Raw genomic sequence first — 18,875 nt, forward strand, 5'->3', positions numbered from 1 at the left:
GGCAGGGCCCGGCGCATCTTTACTTTCATGAGAGGTATCCGAATCCCGGCACTGGCCACGGCCATCCTTGCTGCTCTCATGCTCCTGGTGACGCTCCTGTCACCGGCTTCTGCGGCGGCACCCACCGTCGACGTACGTCCCCTACCCCTGCCGATCGGCAAGGGCCCGACCGTTCCCTACCTCGACCGTCCCTCGGACACGACGGTCGTGGTCGTCGACCCGAAGACGGGCACGAAGACGCCGGTGAAGCACGTCGGCGACGAGCTCGATGACTTCACCATCCTGGGTCGCTCCGGGAGCGGGTTCGTGCTGCGCGCCCGCAACCGCAACATCGACCGGATCATCCGGGTGCAGATCGGTGTCCCGCAGCGGTCGCTCACCGACATGTACTACGCGGACCAGGCCAGGCTGTCGGCCGACGGCCGCTACCTGCTGACCGCGAAGACGCTGACCAGCGGCGGGATCCAGGCTCAGGTTCGCAACCCCACCACCGGCGCGGTCATCGCCCGGCGCACCTTCAAGGCGTCCACCAGGCCCGACCCGATCGATGTCAGCGGCACCCGCGTGCTCGTGGGCGGCTACAGCATCCCGCGCACGATGATCTGGGACTGGAAGGGGGGCACGGTCAAGACGATCGCCTCCCGGGCGGCGTACGCAGGCGGCTTCGCCCTCAACAGGCTGGCGACCTACACCAAGAACCCGGCGGCGCCCGACGCCTGCACGGTGGTCTCCACCCTCTCCGCTCCGGGCACCACGCTGTGGCGCGGCTGCCGCGAGGCGGTGGCGTCCTTCTCGCCCGACGGCGCCCGTTTCGCGACCGATGCGATCGCACACGAGGACCTCGTCGTGGTCCGGCGTCGCAGCATCCACGGGACGCTGCTGACCACCTACCGCAACCCGAACGCGCTGTGGACGTACGCCTGGGAGACCAACACCCGGATCCTGATGCGGTCCTACCCGGCCGACAGCGACAACGCGTGGCTGGTGCGCTGCGAGGTCGACAAGTGCGAGCGCGCCTGGCGGGCGTACTGAATCAGAACATCGCAGGATCAGAACATGATGGTGGAGAAGCGGGCCGTCTCGAGGAAGCCGGCCCGCTCGTAGGCACGGCGCGCGGGGGCGTTCCACTCGTTGACGTAGAGGGAGACGCGCGGGGCGATCTCGTTGCGGACGATGTCGCAGACGGCGGCCATCCCGCGGGCAGCGAGGCCCTCGCCGCGACGGTGCGCGGGCACCCAGACACCTTGGATCTGGGCGGCCTCGGGGGTCGCGCAGGCGACCTCGGCCTTGAAGACGACCTCGCCGTCCTCGATCCGCGCGAAGGACCACCCGCGGGAGATCAGCTGGAGCACGCGGGCACGGTAGAGGTCGCGGCCGCCGCCGGTCTCCGGCGAGATCCCGACCTCTTCGGTGTACATCGCCACGCACGCCGGGTAGAGGACGTCCATGTCGGCACGGACGGTCCGGCGCACGAACGGGTCGGGCTCGACCAGGCTCTGCAGCTGCTGCTCGAGATGGGGCTGCTCCCAGCGCTGGTCGCGCGGAGTCCCCCAGGACTCGCCGATCGCCCCCCACAGCGACCGCACCGCGGCCTGCCGTCCGACGATCGTCGAGACGGTGCGTACGCGGTCACGGGCACGCTCACCGAAGGCGTACGCATCCTCCTCGGTGGCCTGGATCGGGACCAGGTTGGCGCCTACGTGACAGGCCGCGACCAGGTCGCCGCCGTCCCAGCGGCCCCAGATCTCACCGCCGAGCCAGCGCGGCTCGAGGTTGGTGGTGCGCGCCCGGTATTCGGCGAACACGTTGACCACCGGATCCTGCGCGGTCAGGTCCAGGAACGCGCTGAGATCACCCGCATGCAGCGGGCGGATCCCCTGGCGCGTCGTGAGCATGTCACCGAGCCTAGGGCCAATCCGGTTGTACGTCCCCTTGCGGCTCGCGGACCGGATCAGGCAAAGATCCGTTCGATCGTGTGCATTCGCTCGCGGATGGTCTTGAGGCGTACGTCCTGGCCGGCCTCGCCGGTGTCTCCCCAGACCGCCCGGCCCACCATCACACCGCGGGCGCCGAGCTCTCGGACCCGCGGCAGCCGCTCGCTGAAGTCGTCCCAGCCCATCCCGTCGGATCGCGCGACCCAGGACGCCCTGCCGAGGTCGGCACAGTCGATGCTCTCGAGACCCTCGTCGTTGACCTTGAGCTTGAGCACGATGCCGTCGCACGGTGATCGGGTGGCGAGGACGGCCAGGTCCTCGAGACAGCCCGGCGTCGTGCAGTAGGGCTCGAGGAAGACCCGGTCGTAGCCGGGGAGGTGCTCCAGGATGTCGAGCGCCATCGCCGCACACCCGGTCCGCGGATCGTCGAAGCCGACCTTCACCGCGTCCGTCGTCCTCGGCGGGACGACGAGCTCATCGACGGCGCCGATGTCGGGGAGCCCGGCGCACGCGAGCTCACGGCGTACGTCGCCGTGGCCCTGTGCGGGACGCACGACGATGCCCCAGCCGGGGGTGTCGGCCACCAGATCGAGGATGCCGGGCCTGATGTCGGAGGAGTCCGGGGTGCGGAACAGCGCATCGTCTGCGTGATCGATGGCAAGCCAGAAATTGGTCAACGTTGTCGCCAGTCTGAAGAGGGGAAACAAAAGACGTGTGGAGGCGCTAGGCGAAGCCTAGACAGCACGACGTCGCATCAGTGGCATCTCGGGTTAATTGCAGATTGCGCGCCGCGGGTCAGTATTCGCCACCGTCAGCGACCACGCACTGGCCGTTGATGGCACCGGCCATGTCGGAGGCGAGGAAGACGCAGACCTTCGCGACGGCGTCGGCGGTGACGAACCGGTGTCCGGGGATGCGCGCGGCCCGGTAGGAGATGTACTGGTCGACGGTCACCCCCTCCTTGCGAGCGTGCTTGACGAAGACCTGCCGGGACGACTCGCTCCACATCGGGCCCGGTGCGACGACGTTGGCCCGGACGATGCCCTCCTCCTCCTGCGCGATCGCCTGGGCGAGCCCGGTCAGCGCATGCTTGGACACGCCGTAGGCGGCCCGTCGCGACGGCGTACGGATCCCGAAGACGGAGCTGACCAGGACGACCGCCCCGGACCGGGCCGCGCGAAGCTTCGGCAGCGCCAGCGAAGCGGTGCGCCACGCCGAGGTCAGGTTGAGGTCGAGGGTGAGCTGCCACTCGGACCGGTCGATCTCGGCGACCGTGTCGGGGCTGGGGTTGATGCCGGAGCAGTTGATGAGCCCGGACAGCGTCCGGAACCCGGCCAGCGTCTCGGCCAGGGCGTCCACGCCGCCGTCGGTGGTCAGGTCGCCGTCCACACGGGCGAGGGCACCGGTCTCGTCGGCCAGGTAGGCCAGCTCGGTGGTGCGGCTGTAGGCGTGCAGGATCACCGGCGTGCCCTCTGCGCTGAGCCGGCGCGCGACCGCGCTGCCGAGGTCGCCGGTCGCGCCGAGGACGAGCACGGGAGCTCGCGGCGGGGTGCCTGACTCAGACGCTGTGCTCATGGCGCTCCTTGATCCGGTGGATCGCCGACCTCACCACATACTGATGGGCGGGCGGCAGACCAGTGAGACCTTCGAGATGGCTCACGCAAGTGATATCACCCATTTGCCCGAGCCGGTACGCGGTAATCGGAATCGCCGGCGCGAGGACCGGATGGTGCAGCCGACGGACCAGGGCGTCGGTGATGTCGGTGCCCCAGCCGAGCACGTCACGCTCGCGGGCGACCGCACCTGGATCCTCCTCACGGTCCAGGATCTGGAGGTAGCCGTCGACCGGCACCCGGCCGCGCAGGATCAGCTGGAACATCGCCGCCTTCCGCAGGAATAGCGAGCGGAACGCCTCCAGCACGAACTCCAGCTCGTCCCAGTAGCGCTCGGGCGCCTGGTCGAGGAGGTCGCCGTAGTCCTCGCGCTCCTCGGTCAGGTAGAGGCAGATCAGCCGGTCCATCCAGGACAGGCTCTCGCGTACGCTCAGCCGGGCCACGGCGTCGAGGTCACCGGGCTGGAACCCGGCCTTGAGGAAGGTCATCACCAACGGGCCCATGTGCATGTCCGCGAAACGGGCGCCGTCGAGCGCCATGCCGTGCCCGTCGCGCAGCCGGTCGCGGATGCCCTCGGCGACGAAGTACTGGTAGAAGGTCTCGTGGGCGAACTCCGCCGACTCCACCGAGTCCTTGGTCCGGCCGGTCACGCCGAAGACCTCGGAGTGGTCGAGCAGGTCCGCGATCCATTCGTACGTCAGGAAGTCCCGCTGCCGAGTGATGTCGAGGTCGCGCTGCAGGTTGGCGAAGAGCCACTCCGAGACGCGCGGGACCGGGATCAGGTCCTGCTCCTGCGAGGTCGGCTCGTCCATGCCGGTGAACAGGTCCCAGGCGATGTCCCGGTAGGTCTGGAACCGCACCCGGCTGGGGATGCGTGAGCTCTTCCGGTCCCACGGCTGCCCGCAGACGTGCTTGAGATGGACCGTGTAGCCGTCCCACTGGGTCCGGGGCGCCGGCGCACCCTCCTCCAGGGAGGCGTAGAGCTGCTTGAGCACCATCGGGGTCGCCGGGAAGAACCCGCCGCCGCGCTCCATCTCCGCGGCCAGGTTGCGCAGCCTGTCGTCACCGCCGCGCTCCTCGCCGAGCGCGCGCACCTCGACCGGGGAGATCGGCTCGACGCGTACGACCACCGCCGACTCGACCCCGAGGTCCTCCAGCCGGGCCGGGCTGCGCAGCTGCTCGGCGAGCTCGTCGCGCTCGGTCTGCAGGTTGCGCTTGCTGATCACCACGAACCGCCCACCGCGGCCGAAGGCCGGGCGCAGCTCGCTCAGGTCGGGCCGGGTGACGCCGTGCTCCTCGGCGCTGGAGGAGATCAGGTCGAAGTCGTCGATGACGATCGGCGAGCGGTCCTCGTCGACCAGGGCACCGTAGTCGACCGCGCCGTCGCGCAGGCTGATGTAGCGCACCTGCTCCTTCGATGCGGTCCACTCCCTGGCCTCGACCGTCTTTCCCGAGCCGGAGGGGCCGGTGAGGAAGAAGAGGTTGGACTCGGGGTTCTGCAGCCACCGGCCGAGCGCCTCGCTGAGCGGGATCGTGGGCTCCTGCGTCGTCAGTCCGCTCAGCGCCGCCACCCGTGCCCGCGGGAAGGTCAGCCGGGAGCTGGTCGCGGGCACCGGTGCCACCGGTGCCACCGGTGCGGCGGGGGCCAGCACGGGGCCGAGCTGCGCGGTGTCCTCGCCCCGCCAGGAGTACGCCTTCCACCACTTCGCCTGCCAGATCCCGGTGTTCTTCCGGATCCACTCTCCCCGGTGGGCCGGGTCCAGGGTGCGGGGCACCGCGCCGCCGACCACGCGGATGAGCTCGTCCAGAGGCATCAGCTTCGAGCCTGACGTACGCCGGTAGAAGGTGCTCCGGGCCATCGCCACACCGGCGCCACCGTCAGCTTTTCCGGTGACCTGGCGGACCCAGGCGCGCAATTCGCCGTTGAACTGCTCAGGTGAGAGAGATTCGTCGGTCATTACCCCTCGCCGAGTCGTCGCGGACGCGGTTGAGAGTATCTCGCAGCCGTCCCAATTCTGTCCCAGAAACGTCCCAACTGGCCTGGGACTGTCTTTACTTCGTCCCCACTCCCACCCGCCCTCTGGCGGGTCAGATGTGGCCTCCGCCACCGTGGAGATGTCCCCACCGGGACAGCGCCGGCCCCACCTACCGGGCCCCACCGCTGAAGGAGATGATGACCATGAGGAACCACAAGTTCAGCATCGCTACCTTCGCCGTCACGCTTCTTGTCGTGTTCGGCTTCAACCAGCTGCTCAGCGCCGAGCCGCCCACGTGCCAGGCAGCCGCCGGCACCTCGTCCGTGTCCGTCGTCCTCACGGAAGGAGTGCGGTGATGATCAGCAACTTCATGCGCCCCGGCGAGACCGTCCGGGCCCGCGGCGGCACCCGCTCCGGGAAGCGCGGTGTCGTCGTCGCCACCGCCGCAGGCCGCACCAAGGTCCGCTTCAACGGCACCAGCGGCACCCGCTGGGTGCGCACCGGCAACCTGCGCTCCACCGGCAGCGGTTCGCTGTCCTGGATCCTGCCGGTCAAGGCCGCACTCGTCCTGTTCCTGGTCGTGCCGGGCATCCGGTTCGTCGTCGTCCACCTGTGGACCCACGGCGGGCTGGACGGGTTCGCCACGGCCCTCGGAAACCAGATGGGCCAGGCCGCGCTCGCCTGGGGCCACCTGGTCACCACGGACCCGCTCGGAGCCCTGCTCCACCTCGGGTTCCTCGGCCTCGTCTCCAGGCTGATGCACTGGTGAGACCACCCGATCTTCGAGGCGTACGCAGGGGGACGTCTCGGAGCAGAAGACGGAAGCCCGGTCCGACTGAGGACCGGGCTTCCTGCGTACGCCGCGGGATGCTCACCGAGGTAACTCGGTGAGTGCGCACTGCCTTCGTCGAGTTCCACGAAGGCAGCGACCGTTCACCGAGTTACCTCGGTGAACATCCACACCTCAGCCGCTGACGGAGACCTGAGCGCCGCCGCCCTCGACGGGCTCCATGCCCTCGGCGATCTTCATCGCCTCTTCGATCAGGGTCTCGACGATGGCGGCCTCGGGGACGGTCTTGATGACCTCGCCCTTGACGAAGATCTGGCCCTTGCCGTTGCCGGAGGCGACACCGAGGTCGGCCTCGCGGGCCTCGCCGGGGCCGTTGACGACGCAGCCCATGACCGCGACCCGCAGCGGGACCTCGAGGCCGTCGAGGCCGGCGGTGACCTGTTCGGCGAGCGTGTAGACGTCGACCTGGGCGCGGCCGCAGGACGGGCAGGAGACGATCTCGAGGCGGCGCGGCTTGAGGTTGAGCGACTCCAGGATCTGGATGCCGACCTTGACCTCCTCGACCGGCGGGGCCGAGAGCGAGACGCGGATGGTGTCGCCGATGCCCTGGCTGAGCAGGTGGCCGAAGGCGACCGCGGACTTGATCGTCCCCTGGAAGGCCGGGCCGGCCTCGGTGACGCCGAGGTGGAGCGGCCAGTCGCCTGCCTCGGCGAGCAGCTCGTAGGCGCGCACCATCACGACCGGGTCGTTGTGCTTGACCGAGATCTTGAAGTCGTTGAAGCCGTGCTCCTCGAAGAGGCTCGCCTCCCAGATCGCCGACTCGACCAGCGCCTCGGGGGTGGCCTTGCCGTACTTCTCCAGCAGCCGCCTGTCGAGCGAGCCCGCGTTGACGCCGATCCGGATGCTCGTGCCGTGGTCCTTCGCGGCCGCGGCGATCTCCTTGACCTGGTCGTCGAACTTGCGGATGTTGCCGGGGTTGACCCGGACCGCGGCGCAGCCGGCCTCGATGGCGGCGAAGACGTACTTCGGCTGGAAGTGGATGTCGGCGATCACCGGGATCTGGGACTTCTTGGCGATCGCCGGCAGCGCGTCGGCGTCGTCCTGGCTCGGGCAGGCGACCCGGACGATGTCGCAGCCCGACGCGGTGAGCTCGGCGATCTGCTGCAGCGTGGAGTTGACGTCGGAGGTGAGCGTGGTCGTCATCGACTGCACGGAGATCGGGCTCTCGCTGCCGACGCCCACCGAACCCACCTTGATCTGGCGGGTCTTGCGGCGGGGGGCGAGCACCGGGGCGGGTGCCTCCGGCATACCGAGGCTTGTCGGCGTGGGGATCGACGTCATGTCTACCAATTCTACGTGCGGGTCAGGCCTGGAGATGAAGCGGGACGACGAGGTCGGCGACGATCAGGACAACACCCATCACCAGGAGCGCCGAGGCCACGACGTACGCCACCGGCAAGAGCTTCGCCGGGTCGGCATGCCCGGGGTCGGGCCGCCGGAAGACCTTGGCGAAGGCGCGGCGGATGCCTTCCCACAGCGCCGTCGCGATGTGACCGCCGTCGAGCGGCAGCAGCGGGACGAAGTTGAAGATGCCGATGAAGAGGTTGAAGCCACCGACCAGGAACGCGAAGCTGGCGACCTTCTCGCCGACGTCGAGGCCCTCGTGGGCGGCGATCTCGCCGGCGATGCGGCCCCCGCCGACGATGCTGACCGGGCTGTCGGCCGAGCGCTCCTCGACACCGACGATCGCGAGCGCGACGTGCCAGACCTTGACCGGGAGCCTCAGCAGCGAGTGGACGGCGTTCTCGGCCATCGCACCCATCTCCTTGAGCGCGTAGACCGGCCCCTCCTTGGTCGTCACCACGTGCGACTCGGGAGACATGCCGAAGAAGCCGACCTTCGCGGTCTCCGGGTCGGCGCTGGTGTCGTCGACGTCCTTGACGCGCTCCTGCACGACGGTCTGGGTGTGCAGCGTCATCTGCTCACCGTCGCGCTTGATCACGATGGTGGCATCGCCGTCCATGTTGTCGCGGATCAGCTTCTGGGCGACCGACCACGAGGTCAGCTCGGTGCCGTTGAACGAGATCAGCTCGTCGCCCGGCTTCAGGCCGGCGTCGGCGGCCGGGGTCGGCTTGTCGCTCGCGCGGCACTCGCGGCCCTGGTCCTCCCAGCTCAGCAGGCACTCCTGCAGGCTGGAGACGACCGGATGCCCCTCGTCGACGACGTTCTCCCGGACCCCGTAGATGCCGAAGACACCCCAGAGCACGAAGAACGCGATCGCGATGTTCACCGTGGGGCCGCCGGCCATCACGATGACCTTCTTCCACCACGACATCTTGTAGAAGAGCCGGGGCTCGTCCTCGGGACGGATCAGCTCCCACTCGGCCGAGCGGGCGTCGCTGATCAGCTGGGTGAACATGCCGGTGTTGGACTTGCGCACCTTGAGCGCACCGTCCTCGGTGCGCTCCCCCAGCTGGTCGGCGCCGGGCGGCAGCATCCCGAGGATCTTCACGTAACCGCCGAGCGGGATCGCCTTGAGGCCGTACTCGGTCTCCCCCACCTGCTTGGACCACACCGTCGGCCCGAAGCCGATGAAGTACTGGGTCACCTTCCCGCCGAACGCCTTCGCCGGGATCATGTGGCCGAGCTCGTGGAGCCCGATCGAAGCCAGGATCGCGACGACGAAGCCGATCACGGCCAACGTGTAGAGCAGAACGCTCACGCCGCCACCTCCGTAGCGCAAGCGCCAGAGTACGGACGCGACGGCGTGAAGGACTTGTGGTTCACTCGCTGACGCTCGTTCACGGGCGGGTCTCCAGAATGCGGGTGGCCTCTTCGCGCGCCCAGGCATCGGCGGCGAGCACATCCTCGATGGTGAGGGTGCTTTCAGAGCGTACGCCGTGATGGCGAGTCATCACCTCCGCAATCGTGTCCACGATGCCGGGGAACGGGATCCGGCCCTCGTGGAAGGCGTCGACGCAGACCTCGTTGGCGGCGTTGTAGACGGCGGGGTGGGTGCCGGCGCGGGTGCCGGCCTCGCGGGCCAGCCGCACCGCGGGGAAGGCGTCGTCGTCGAGCGGCTCGAAGCGCCAGTCGGCGGCCTTGGTCCAGTCGATCGGGGTCTCGGCGTCCGGCACCCGCTCGGGCCAGGCCATCCCCATCGAGATCGGCACCAGCATCGTCGGCAGGCCGAGCTGGGCGACCACGGCGCCGTCGGTGAACTCGACCATCGAGTGGATGTACTGCTGCGGGTGGACGACAACCTCGATCCGGTCGAAGGGTACGTCGAAGAGCAGGTGTGCCTCGATGACCTCGAGCCCCTTGTTGACCAGGGTGGCGGAGTTGGTCGTGATCACCCGCCCCATCGCGAAGTTGGGGTGCTTGAGCGCCTGCGCCGGGGTGACCTGGGCGAGCTCGTCGCGGGTGCGGCCACGGAAGGGGCCGCCGGACGCGGTGAGCACCAGCTTGCGCACCTCCTCGGCACGGCCGGCGCGCAACGACTGCGCGATCGCGGAGTGCTCGGAGTCGACCGGGACGATCTGGCCCTCGCGCGCGACCCGCTTGACCAGCGGCCCGCCGATGATCAGCGACTCCTTGTTGGCCAGGGCGAGCGTGTTGCCGGCCTCGAGCGCGGCCAGCGTCGGGCGGAGCCCGACGGCGCCGGTGATCCCGTTGAGCACGACGTCGGCGGACTGGGCGGCGGCCTCGACCGAGGCCTCCTCCCCCAGTCCGGAGAGCTTGGGCGCGAACTCGGCCACCTGCGCCTCGAACAGCTCCTTGTTGGATCCCCCCGCGGTCAGCGCCACGACCCGGAACCGGTCCGGGTTGGCCCGCACCAGGTCGAGGGCCTGGGTGCCGATGGACCCGGTCGAGCCGAGGATCACCACGTCGCGTGGTCGCTGCTGATTCACCCGCCCATTCTCCCAGCAGAGGCTGAGAGGGTGCCAAGCGGCTGCCGACGGGCTCAGGAAAACTTCAGGGGAAATAGCAACAGCCCCGGACTCCCCCACGGGTCCAGGGCTGTGCATGAAACGTTTTGCAACGTCTGCCCACAATTAAGCCACAAAGATGCACGCGAAGGCAAATCCCACAACGCGGGTCCCAGTTAAATTCGCGTCAGATCAAGGAATCGAGGATCACGCCGAGCCTCGGCGTGACATGGCGAACCCAGGACTCGGTCAGGTGCGAGTCGTCGTAGTAGGTGACCTTCTCCCCCACGACCAGCGGGCAGCGGTCCTCGGCGCACACGAATCGCTGCGTGTCGACGTACGCCGCCTCGGTGCCCTTCAGCGCGGCCTCGGTGAGCTCGTTGCTGCTGGTCTCGCGCGAGTCCGGGTCGCTGAGGCAGGAGCGCTGGTCGGCCTCCGGGTCGCTGAGACAGTCGGCGGGGTTCTGGTCGACCTTGGGCACGTCGCCGAGGACGACCACCTTGCGGGAGATCTCCCGATAGGCCTGCACCGTGCTGCGTACGGCCCTGGACCACTGCTCGTCGCGATCCATCCCGTCATAGCTCTTCGGCATGAAGAGCTGGCCGCGGGCCGTCGAGACGATCGTGTCGGGATCGAGGCGCTCGAGGCGCTCGGCCGACCAGGCACGGAAGTCGTCGCACTCGGCCTGGGTCATCTTCTTGCCGCGGTGCTGGACCGGGTAGGGGGCGCAGCCGACCTTGACGACCGGCACGACCCGGAAGCCGTGCTCCTTGCCGAGGTCGTCGAAGGCGGTCAGCCACATCCCGGCATGGGAGTCCCCGACGACGGCGACGGTCTTCTCCCCGTCGGTGTCACCGAGGGTGCAGTCGGAGCCGCGGGTGTCTCCGTAGTTGGCGTAGCAGTCGCCGTACGTCTTCTGCCACCGGTCCTCGGTGATCTCCTCGCCGAGCACGGCCGGCGGGATCGGGCCACCTCGGTCGGCGATCTCGAGGGCCGCGCGGAGCTCACGCTGCACCTGCGGCGGGCCGCCGGTCTCGGCGGCGGTGTCGGGGACCTCGTTGGCCGCGAACCAGGCCTGCGCCTCGGCGACCCGCTCCTTCTCGGAGTAGGCGGCATAGCCGGTGGTCAACCAGCCGCTGCCGACCGCCAGCACGAGCGCGACCGGCCACAGGGTCAGGGAGCGGAGCCCGTGCGAGAGCACGGGCACCTGCCTGCGCTGGAAGGGAAGCTCGACGAAGCGGTGGCTCAGCGCGGAGAGCAGCAGCGCGGCGGCCACCGCGACCGCCATCTCGAGCGCGGCGCTGCCGAGATGGAGGAGCTCAGGGGCCAGCACGATCAACGGCCAGTGCCACAGGTAGAGGGAGTAGGAGATGTCGCCGAGGTAGCGCAGCGGGCGGATCGCGAGCACCCTCGCGGTCGGGGCCTCGGCGCCGGCGGCCAGCAGCGCGACCGTGCCCAGGGTGGGCACCAGTGCCTGCCAGCCCGGGAACGGGGTGGCCTCGCTGAACACGACCGTGGCGCCCAGGATCGCGGCGGCACCACCGAGTCCGGCGGCGACGCTCGCGGCTCCCTTGAGGCGGCCGCCCCAACAGGCCAGCAGCGCGCCGGCGGCGAGCTCGTAGGCGCGGGCGGGCGTCGAGAAGTAGGCGGCGGTCGGGTTCTCGCCGGTGGCGTACACCGACCAGGCCAGGCTCACGACGGCGATCACCGCGGCCACGATCGCGAAGCCCTTGCGGCCCAGCCTGGGGATGAGCAGGAGCGCCAGCACCGGCCAGACGAGGTAGAACTGCTCCTCGACCGAGAGCGACCAGTAGTGCTGGAAGGGCGAGGGCTCGCTGGACTGGAAGTACTGCACGCCTTCGGCCGCGAAGTGCACGTTGGCCAGGAAGAACGCCGCCCAGGTGCCGTCGGCGGCCGCGTCGGTGAGCCGGGTGGTGGGCAGCTGCCAGGCGGCGTACGCCAGGACGACCAGGATCACGAGGGTCGCCGCCGGCAGGATGCGGCGGGCGCGGCGCGCGTAGAACTGCGGGATGCTGACGGTGCCGCTCTCACCGGCTTCGCGCAGCAGCAGCGTGGTGATCAGGAAGCCGGAGAGGACGAAGAAGACGTCCACCCCGACGAAGCCGCCCTCGGTGTGCGGGATGCCCGCATGGGCAGCGACGACCAGACCTACGGCAACGGCCCGAAGACCTTGGACATCTGTCCGCCATTGCTTGGCTGACATGTGGGGGGCACCTCGTGTGGGGTCGACTGCTTTCCATTGCTGGGTCCGAGTCGCGGAGGTGCGCGAAACGGGCCCTCGATGCTTTCACGGACATGGTCTGCTCGCACATCGAGGGTCGCAGGTCGACCTGTTCTTTTGGTGTCAGCCTCCGATGTAGGACATCACGTGCTTGATCCGGGTGTAGTCCTCGAATCCGTAGACGGAGAGGTCCTTGCCGTAGCCGGAGTGCTTGAAGCCGCCGTGGGGCATCTCGGAGATGTAGGGGATGTGGGTGTTGATCCACACCACGCCGAAGTCCAGGCGCTTGCTGACCCGCAGGGCGGTGGCGTGGTCGGTGGTCCACACGCTCGATCCCAGGCCGTAGTCGACGTCGTTGGCGCACCGCAGCGCCTCGGCCTCGTCGGTGAACCGCTGCACCGTGATCACCGGGCCGAAGATCTCCTGCTGGATCTGCTCGTCGTCCTGGCGGAGCCCGGCCAGGACCGTGGGCTGGTAGAAGTAGCCGTTCTCGCCGCCCTCGACCCGCGCCGGCGCGCCGCCGGCCGCGATCGTCGCGTGATCCGGGAGCCGGTCGACCATGCCCGCGACGCGGGCGAGCTGGCCCGGGTTGTTGAGCGCGCCGACGTCGCGGTTGTCCGCCGGCAGGCCGACCGTGGTGCTGCGGGCCGCCTCGGCCAGCGCCGCGACGAACTCGTCGTGGACGCCCGCCTGCACCAGCACGCGGGTGGCGGCCGTGCAGTCCTGACCGGCGTTGAAGTAGCCCGCCGCGGCGATGCCGGCGACCGCCTTGTCGATGTCGGCGTCGTCGAAGACGATCACCGGCGCCTTGCCGCCGAGCTCGAGGTGGACGCGCTTGACGTCCTGGGCGGCGCTCGCCGCGACCTCCATGCCGGCGCGCACCGAGCCGGTGATGGCGACCATCTGGGGTGTCTGGTGGCGGATCAGGGCGCGGCCGGTGTCGCGGTCGCCGGTGACGAGGTTGAGCACGCCCGGCGGCAGGAACTCCTGGGCGAGCTCGGCCAGCAGCGCGGAGCTGGCCGGGGTGGTGTCGGAGGGCTTGAGCACGACCGTGTTGCCGGCGGCCAGGGCCGGGGCGATCTTCCACGACATCATCGCGAGCGGGTAGTTCCACGGCGTGACCTGCCCGATCACGCCGATCGGCTCACGACGGATCCAGGAGGTGTGGTCCGTCATGTACTCGCCGGCACTCTTCCCCTCCAGGGTCCGGGCGGCGCCCGCGAAGAACCGGAAGTGGTCGATCGTCGGGGGCAGCTCCTCCTCCAGGGTCAGCCGGAACGGCTTGCCGGTGTCCTTGACCTCCACCGCGGTCAGCTCCTCGGCGCGGGCCTCCATCGCGTCGGCGATCCGGAGCAGAGCCAGACTGCGCTCCTGGGGTGTGGTCTCGCCCCAGGTCTCGAAGGCCGATGCTGCGGCGGCGTACGCCTGGTCGACATCGGCCTCCCCCGACATCGGGGCCTGCGCGTAGACCTCACCGGTGGCGGGGTCGACGACGTCGTACGTCGCGGCGTCGGCGGCCTCGCGCAGCTCGCCGCCGATCACGTTCCTGAAGGTCTGGTCTGCCATGCGCTAGAGACTAACTCCTTCCTGTAACAGGGATGTCACAACCGAATCCGAAGTGGAAATGGGGGTTTGCGACTGATTCGCTTGCGGAAGCCAGATGCGGTGGGTGACCATGGAGTCATGACCGGCAACCACGAGCAGCTGCAGCGCGACGCCAAGGACCACCTCTGGATGCACTTCACGCGGCATTCGAGCTACGCCGAGGCCGATGTGCCGATCATCGCCAGGGGCGAGGGCGCCTACATCTACGACATCGAGGGCAACCGCTACCTCGACGGGCTCGCGGGGCTCTTCGTCACCCAGGTCGGCCACGGGCGGGCGGAGCTCGCCGACGCGGGCGCCGAGCAGGCCAAGCAGCTGGCCTTCCACCCGCTGTGGTCCTACGCCCACGAGCCGGCCATCGAGCTGGCCGCGCGGCTGGCCTCACTGGCACCCGGCGACCTGAACCGCGTCTTCTTCACCAACTCCGGCTCCGAGGCCGTCGAGACCGCGTGGAAGCTCGCCAAGAACTACTTCAAGCTGCGCGGGAAGCCGGGCAAGCACAAGGTGATCGGGCGCAACATCGCCTACCACGGCACGACGCACGGGGCGCTGTCGATCACCGGCCTGGCCGACATCAAGGCGCCGTTCGAGCCGCTGGTGCCCTCGACCTTCCGGGTGCCGAACACCAACATCTACCGAGCCTTCGAGATCACCGGCGGGCTGATGGACGGCAGCGACCCCGAGGCGTTCGGCCGCTGGTGCGCCGACCAGATCGACTTCGCGATCCGCGCCGAGGGCCCCGACACCGTCGCCGCGGTCTTCCTGGAGCCGGTGCAGAACTCGGGCGGCTGCTTCCCGCCTCCCCCGGGCTACTTCGCGCGGGTGCGGGAGATCTGCGACGAGCACGACGTGCTCCTCGTCTCCGACGAGGTCATCTGCGCCTACGGCCGGCTCGGCACGATGTTCGGCGCGGAGCGGTTCGGCTACGTGCCCGACATGATCACCTCCGCCAAGGGGCTGACCTCGGGCTACGCGCCTCTGGGCGCCACGATCATCTCCGACCGGCTGATGGAGCCCTTCCTGACCGGGGACGAGACCTTCTACCACGGTTACACCTTCGGCGGTCACCCCGTCTCCACCGCGGTGGCGATGGCGAACCTCGACCTCTTCGAGGCCGAGGACCTGCTGGGCAACGTACGCCGCAACGAGGCCGCGTTCCGCGCCACGCTGGAGAAGCTGAAGGACCTGCCGGTCGTCGGTGACGTACGTGGCACCGGCTACTTCTACGGCATCGAGCTGGTCAAGGACCGCGCGACCAAGGAGACCTTCACCGAGGAGGAGTGCGAGCGGATCCTCTACGGGTACGTCTCCAAGGCGCTGTGGTCCGAGGGCCTCTACTGCCGAGCCGACGACCGCGGCGAGCCGGTCATCCAGCTCTCGCCGCCGCTGACGGTGGGTCAGGCCGAGTTCGACGAGATGGAGCAGATCCTGCGCCGGGTGCTGGAGAAGGCCTCGACGATGCTCTGACGGCCTTCACGGCTGGATCTTGGGCCATGGTGACTGCTCCTCGAGGGCATAGGCGAGCTCGAGGAGGGTCCGCTCGTCGCCGTACGCCGCGGAGAGCTGGACCCCGATCGGCAGCCCTTCCTCGCTGAGCCCCATCGGCAGCGAGATCGCCGGCGCGCCGGTGATGTTCTGCAGCGGCGTGAACGCGACGTGGCGCCGGAGCCGGTCGACGAGCTCCTCGAACGGCACGTTCGGGGAGAGGTGGCCCAGCGGCGGGGTGACGCCGGAGACGACCGGGCACAGGACCACGTCGTGCTGGCCGAAGACGGTGGCGTACGCCGCCGCGGCCCGCCGCAGCCGGAGCAGGGCCGCGGCGGTGCCTCGCCAGCCACCGGCGGCGAAGCGGCGGCGGAGGCCGTCGGTGAGCCCGTCGAGGCGGGTGCTGTCGAGGGTCCGGTCGATGGTCAGGCGGCCCAGGTTGCCGGCGAGGAAGGCGAGCAGACCCCAGTAGCTGAGGAAGTCGTCGCCGAAGCGGGCGTCGATCGGGACCGGGACCGGCTCGACGCTGTGGCCCTGCTCCTCGAGCAGGGTCGCGGTCCGTTCCACCGCCGCCTTCGTCGGCGTGTCCACGACGGCGTCGGTCACCGACTCCATGATCATCGCGACCCGGAGCCGACGCCGCGCAGGCCCCTCGACCAGGCCGAGCGGCGGGAGGGCCGGGTTGCGCCAGTGCCGCTCGAGCGCGGCATGGAAGGTCGCGGTGTCGCGTACGGTGCGCGTCAGCACGCCCTCGCTGACCATGTTGATCGGCAGGGTGCGCGCCGTCTCGCCGTCGATGTGCCGGCCACGGCTGGGCTTGAGCCCGACCAGCCCGGCGGCCGCGGCCGGGATCCGGATGGACCCACCACCGTCGTTGGCGTGCGCGAGAGGCACGGCTCCGGCGGCGACCAGCGCCGCGGCACCGCCGGAGGAGGCGCCGACGGAGTGGCGTGTGTTCCAGGGATTGGGTGTGGGCGGCCCGCTGCGGAACTCGGTGGTCGCGTTCAGCCCGAACTCGGGCATCCGGCTCTTGCCCAGCACCGTCACTCCGGTGCTGAGGAACTGGGTCGTGTAGCGCCCGTCGCGGGCGGCCGGGCGCGCCCGGATCGCCTCCGACCCGTGGCTGGTCGGCATCCCGAGCAGGTCGGTGTTGTCCTTGAGCAGGGTCGGCACACCATGGAGCAGCCCGGTGTCGGCATCCGCGCGACGCGGCGCGTCGTAGGCCTCGTACGCCATCGCGTGCAGCTCCGGGACGACCGCTCGCAGCCGGGCGACCGCCGCGGCCTCGACCTCGCCCGCGCTCAGCTGCTCGGTCCGGACGAGGCGGGCGAGCTCGACGGCGTCGTGGTCGGCGAGGGCGTCGTCGGTGAAGGCGTGTACGCGGGGCGGTGCGGTCATGTCGGACAGCGTGCTGGATCGACTCCCAAAAGTCTAGAAGATCTTCCAGACTTCTGGCTCGTGCCCCTCGTGAAACACTCTGCCCATGAAGCGACGGCACGGTGACAGCGCCCGGCAGCGACGCGACGCCCTCGTCCGCGCCACCATCGAGGTGGCTGCCGAGAAGGGCATGGCCGGGGTCACCCACCGGGCCGTGACCGAGCGCGCCGGGCTGCCGCTGGCCACCGTCGGCTACTTCTTCGACTCGATCACCGACCTGGCCGCCGAGGCGCTGCGCACGGGCGTGGCCGAGGACGTCACCCGGCTGCGTACGCTCGTCGACGAGCTCGCCGCGACCTCGCCCGGCACCGATGCGATGGCCGAGGCGTTCGCGGCGGCGCTGATGTCGCCGCCGACCGACTCGCTCGCCTTCCTGGAGGGGTTGCTCCACGCCGCCCGCGAGCCGCAGTTCCGTCCGGTGGTGGCCGAGGTCCTCACCGCCGGTCGCGAGGTCGCCGAGCGCGCGGCGAGCGTCGCCGGCGCGACCCGGACGGACCCCGACTCCGTGCTCGCCCTCGTGCACGGCTATCTGCTCCACGCACTCGCGGCCCCCGACCTCGTCGACCCCGACGCCCTGCTGCGCGGGCTCCGTTCCCTCGTCATCGGCACCTTGGTCGAGAGCGGAGAGGTCTCCCTCGCCCTCCGCCTCGCGGGCCGCGACGCGGACCTCCCCCGCTGATCGCGGCCAGGGGTCAGCCGACGACGCGGACCTCGCTGCCCAGCACGGCGCCGTCCTGCAGGGTCAGGTGGTCGCCGGACCAGAAACGACCCGGGTCGTAGTAGTTGGTCGGCCGCTCGTCGTCGAGCAGGCCCATCTCCTGGTACGTCGCCGCCACGACCTCCGCGCAGAAGACCTGCTCGAGCCCGGCCTTCGAACGCACCCTCCCCCGCGCCCAGCGTCCGGCCAGGGCAGCCGTCGAGGGGAACGGGGTGCCGTCCAGTCGCGCGATCGTCCTCAGCAGGGCATCCTCCCGCTCGCGGTCGATGTCGGCGGTGAGCTGACGCAGCCAGACCTGCTGCTCGTAGCGGCCCGCCCACTGCTCGACCGCGGCACGCAGATCATGGAGCTGTACGCCACGGTGGTGGGTGCCGGTATACAGATCGAGCAGCCCTTTCCCGAGCTCGGCATGCCACATCAGCGGCGGCAGGTCGTCGAGCACCACCGCCATGCCGACATGGTTGACGGGTGCGTTGCTGAGCATCCGGATCGCCCGGTCGGCGACCGAACGGCCTCGGAAGAGCCAGAGATCACCGGTCCGGGTCTGGTCCACGGCGTCGGCAAGGGAGATAGTGGTGTCGTCAGACATCGTGAGCAGGGGGTCCTATGAGTTTCGGCAGTGCAAGCGTGTGGAAGATCGTCGGTCTCGCCGGCCTGGCCGGAGTCACCGCGACAGGCGTCATCATCGCGCGCAACCACCGCCAGCGCACGCAGCGCACGCCGGAGGAGATCCACGCCAAGCTCCGCGAGCGCGTCGCGGCGGCGTACGACCACCCGGCGGCGTAGCGGCTGGGGCTCTGTGGCTGGTCGAGCGTGTCGAGACCCATGCTCCGGGGGTCGAGCTTGTCGAGACCAGGCCTTCGGTGGTCGAGCTTGTCGAGAACAGCAGTGGCAGGGCGGCGTGTAACCCCTGCCGAGTCGGCGGATCTTGACCGGTGTCTCGCGAAGCGAAGCGAGCGAGCCGGTCAAGATGCGCCGACTCGGCATTCGTTCGCTCTCGGTGGTCGAGCCTGTCGAGACCACCTGTCCCGTGACCGTGTCTTCGGGGCTCGCCTGGGCCGCCGACCCGATCACGAGGGTCTTCTCGACGGACCCCGGAGTCAAGGACGGCCTGCGGCCGCCGGCTTCGCCGGCCGCTTCGCGGTC

17 protein-coding genes are annotated in these 18,875 nt (G+C 69.8%); 6 read left to right on the top strand and 11 right to left on the bottom strand.

Annotated elements, in window-relative coordinates:
* The first annotated feature begins 27 nt into the window (after positions 1–27).
* Entirely contained in the window at positions 28–1,032 is a 1,005-nt protein-coding gene (locus ACZ6WN_RS30070; RefSeq protein WP_465869927.1) for a hypothetical protein, read from the top strand.
* A gap of 17 nt (positions 1,033–1,049) precedes the next feature.
* Here the strand turns inward: ACZ6WN_RS30070 and ACZ6WN_RS30075 are convergent, their stop codons facing one another.
* From ACZ6WN_RS30075 to ACZ6WN_RS30090, 4 genes are all read right to left on the bottom strand, one after another.
* Positions 1,050–1,895 (bottom strand): GNAT family N-acetyltransferase, encoded by an 846-nt coding sequence (locus ACZ6WN_RS30075; protein WP_465869929.1) that lies wholly within the window; start codon positions 1,893–1,895, stop codon positions 1,050–1,052.
* Positions 1,896–1,951: 56 nt separating this feature from the next.
* On the bottom strand, positions 1,952–2,611 hold the full coding sequence (locus tag ACZ6WN_RS30080) for a hypothetical protein (protein WP_465869931.1): 660 nt from the start codon (positions 2,609–2,611) through the stop codon (positions 1,952–1,954).
* A gap of 118 nt (positions 2,612–2,729) precedes the next feature.
* A complete protein-coding gene (locus ACZ6WN_RS30085; protein WP_465869933.1) occupies positions 2,730–3,509 on the bottom strand; it encodes an SDR family NAD(P)-dependent oxidoreductase in 780 nt (259 codons plus the stop codon).
* On the bottom strand, positions 3,493–5,505 hold the full coding sequence (locus tag ACZ6WN_RS30090; RefSeq protein ID WP_465869934.1) for a P-loop NTPase family protein: 2,013 nt from the start codon (positions 5,503–5,505) through the stop codon (positions 3,493–3,495). The genes ACZ6WN_RS30085 and ACZ6WN_RS30090 overlap by 17 nt, the downstream gene beginning before the upstream one ends.
* A 221-nt stretch (positions 5,506–5,726) precedes the next feature.
* On the opposite strand from ACZ6WN_RS30090, the gene ACZ6WN_RS30095 reads away from it, so the two are divergent.
* Together ACZ6WN_RS30095 and ACZ6WN_RS30100 are read left to right on the top strand one after the other, a co-directional pair.
* Positions 5,727–5,879, top strand: a complete 153-nt coding sequence (locus tag ACZ6WN_RS30095; protein WP_357337715.1) for a hypothetical protein — start codon at positions 5,727–5,729, stop codon at positions 5,877–5,879.
* Positions 5,879–6,292: a hypothetical protein gene (locus tag ACZ6WN_RS30100; protein ID WP_465869935.1), complete on the top strand. Its 414-nt coding sequence runs from the start codon at positions 5,879–5,881 to the stop codon at positions 6,290–6,292. Before ACZ6WN_RS30095 ends, ACZ6WN_RS30100 begins: the two co-directional genes overlap by 1 nt.
* Positions 6,293–6,487: 195 nt before the next feature.
* On the opposite strand, the gene ispG is transcribed toward ACZ6WN_RS30100, so the two are convergent.
* The 5 genes from ispG to ACZ6WN_RS30125 all read right to left on the bottom strand — a co-directional run bounded on the left by ispG (position 6,488) and on the right by ACZ6WN_RS30125 (position 14,050).
* Complete coding sequence (ispG, locus tag ACZ6WN_RS30105; protein ID WP_465869937.1) at positions 6,488–7,654, bottom strand: flavodoxin-dependent (E)-4-hydroxy-3-methylbut-2-enyl-diphosphate synthase; 1,167 nt, start codon at positions 7,652–7,654, stop codon at positions 6,488–6,490.
* Between the two features lie 22 nt (positions 7,655–7,676).
* Positions 7,677–9,035: a M50 family metallopeptidase gene (locus tag ACZ6WN_RS30110; RefSeq protein WP_465869938.1), complete on the bottom strand. Its 1,359-nt coding sequence runs from the start codon at positions 9,033–9,035 to the stop codon at positions 7,677–7,679.
* Positions 9,036–9,114: 79 nt separating this feature from the next.
* Complete coding sequence (dxr, locus tag ACZ6WN_RS30115; protein ID WP_465869939.1) at positions 9,115–10,224, bottom strand: 1-deoxy-D-xylulose-5-phosphate reductoisomerase; 1,110 nt, start codon at positions 10,222–10,224, stop codon at positions 9,115–9,117.
* Between the two features lie 205 nt (positions 10,225–10,429).
* Positions 10,430–12,466, bottom strand: coding sequence for an acyltransferase family protein (locus ACZ6WN_RS30120; RefSeq protein WP_465869940.1), 2,037 nt, complete (start codon positions 12,464–12,466; stop codon positions 10,430–10,432).
* Between the two features lie 141 nt (positions 12,467–12,607).
* Positions 12,608–14,050, bottom strand: a complete 1,443-nt coding sequence (locus tag ACZ6WN_RS30125; protein WP_465869941.1) for a gamma-aminobutyraldehyde dehydrogenase — start codon at positions 14,048–14,050, stop codon at positions 12,608–12,610.
* Between the two features lie 117 nt (positions 14,051–14,167).
* Here ACZ6WN_RS30125 and ACZ6WN_RS30130 point away from each other — a divergent pair, with 117 nt between their 5' ends.
* Positions 14,168–15,556 carry an aspartate aminotransferase family protein gene (locus tag ACZ6WN_RS30130; protein WP_465869943.1) on the top strand — a complete coding sequence of 463 codons (1,389 nt, stop codon included), beginning with the start codon at positions 14,168–14,170 and terminating at the stop codon, positions 15,554–15,556.
* 6 nt (positions 15,557–15,562) lie between these two features.
* Here the strand turns inward: ACZ6WN_RS30130 and ACZ6WN_RS30135 are convergent, their stop codons facing one another.
* Positions 15,563–16,972, bottom strand: coding sequence for an amidase (locus tag ACZ6WN_RS30135; protein WP_465869944.1), 1,410 nt, complete (start codon positions 16,970–16,972; stop codon positions 15,563–15,565).
* Positions 16,973–17,057: 85 nt separating this feature from the next.
* Between ACZ6WN_RS30135 and ACZ6WN_RS30140 the strand changes: the two genes are divergently transcribed.
* Positions 17,058–17,690: a TetR/AcrR family transcriptional regulator gene (locus ACZ6WN_RS30140; RefSeq protein ID WP_465869946.1), complete on the top strand. Its 633-nt coding sequence runs from the start codon at positions 17,058–17,060 to the stop codon at positions 17,688–17,690.
* Positions 17,691–17,703: 13 nt separating this feature from the next.
* On the opposite strand, the gene ACZ6WN_RS30145 is transcribed toward ACZ6WN_RS30140, so the two are convergent.
* Positions 17,704–18,318: a hypothetical protein gene (locus tag ACZ6WN_RS30145; RefSeq protein WP_357337698.1), complete on the bottom strand. Its 615-nt coding sequence runs from the start codon at positions 18,316–18,318 to the stop codon at positions 17,704–17,706.
* A 17-nt stretch (positions 18,319–18,335) separates the two neighbouring features.
* Between ACZ6WN_RS30145 and ACZ6WN_RS30150 the strand changes: the two genes are divergently transcribed.
* Positions 18,336–18,515: a hypothetical protein gene (locus tag ACZ6WN_RS30150; RefSeq protein WP_465869948.1), complete on the top strand. Its 180-nt coding sequence runs from the start codon at positions 18,336–18,338 to the stop codon at positions 18,513–18,515.
* The last annotated feature ends 360 nt before the right edge of the window (positions 18,516–18,875 follow it).

The sequence above is a fragment of the Nocardioides sp. NPDC054178 genome (assembly GCF_055585005.1).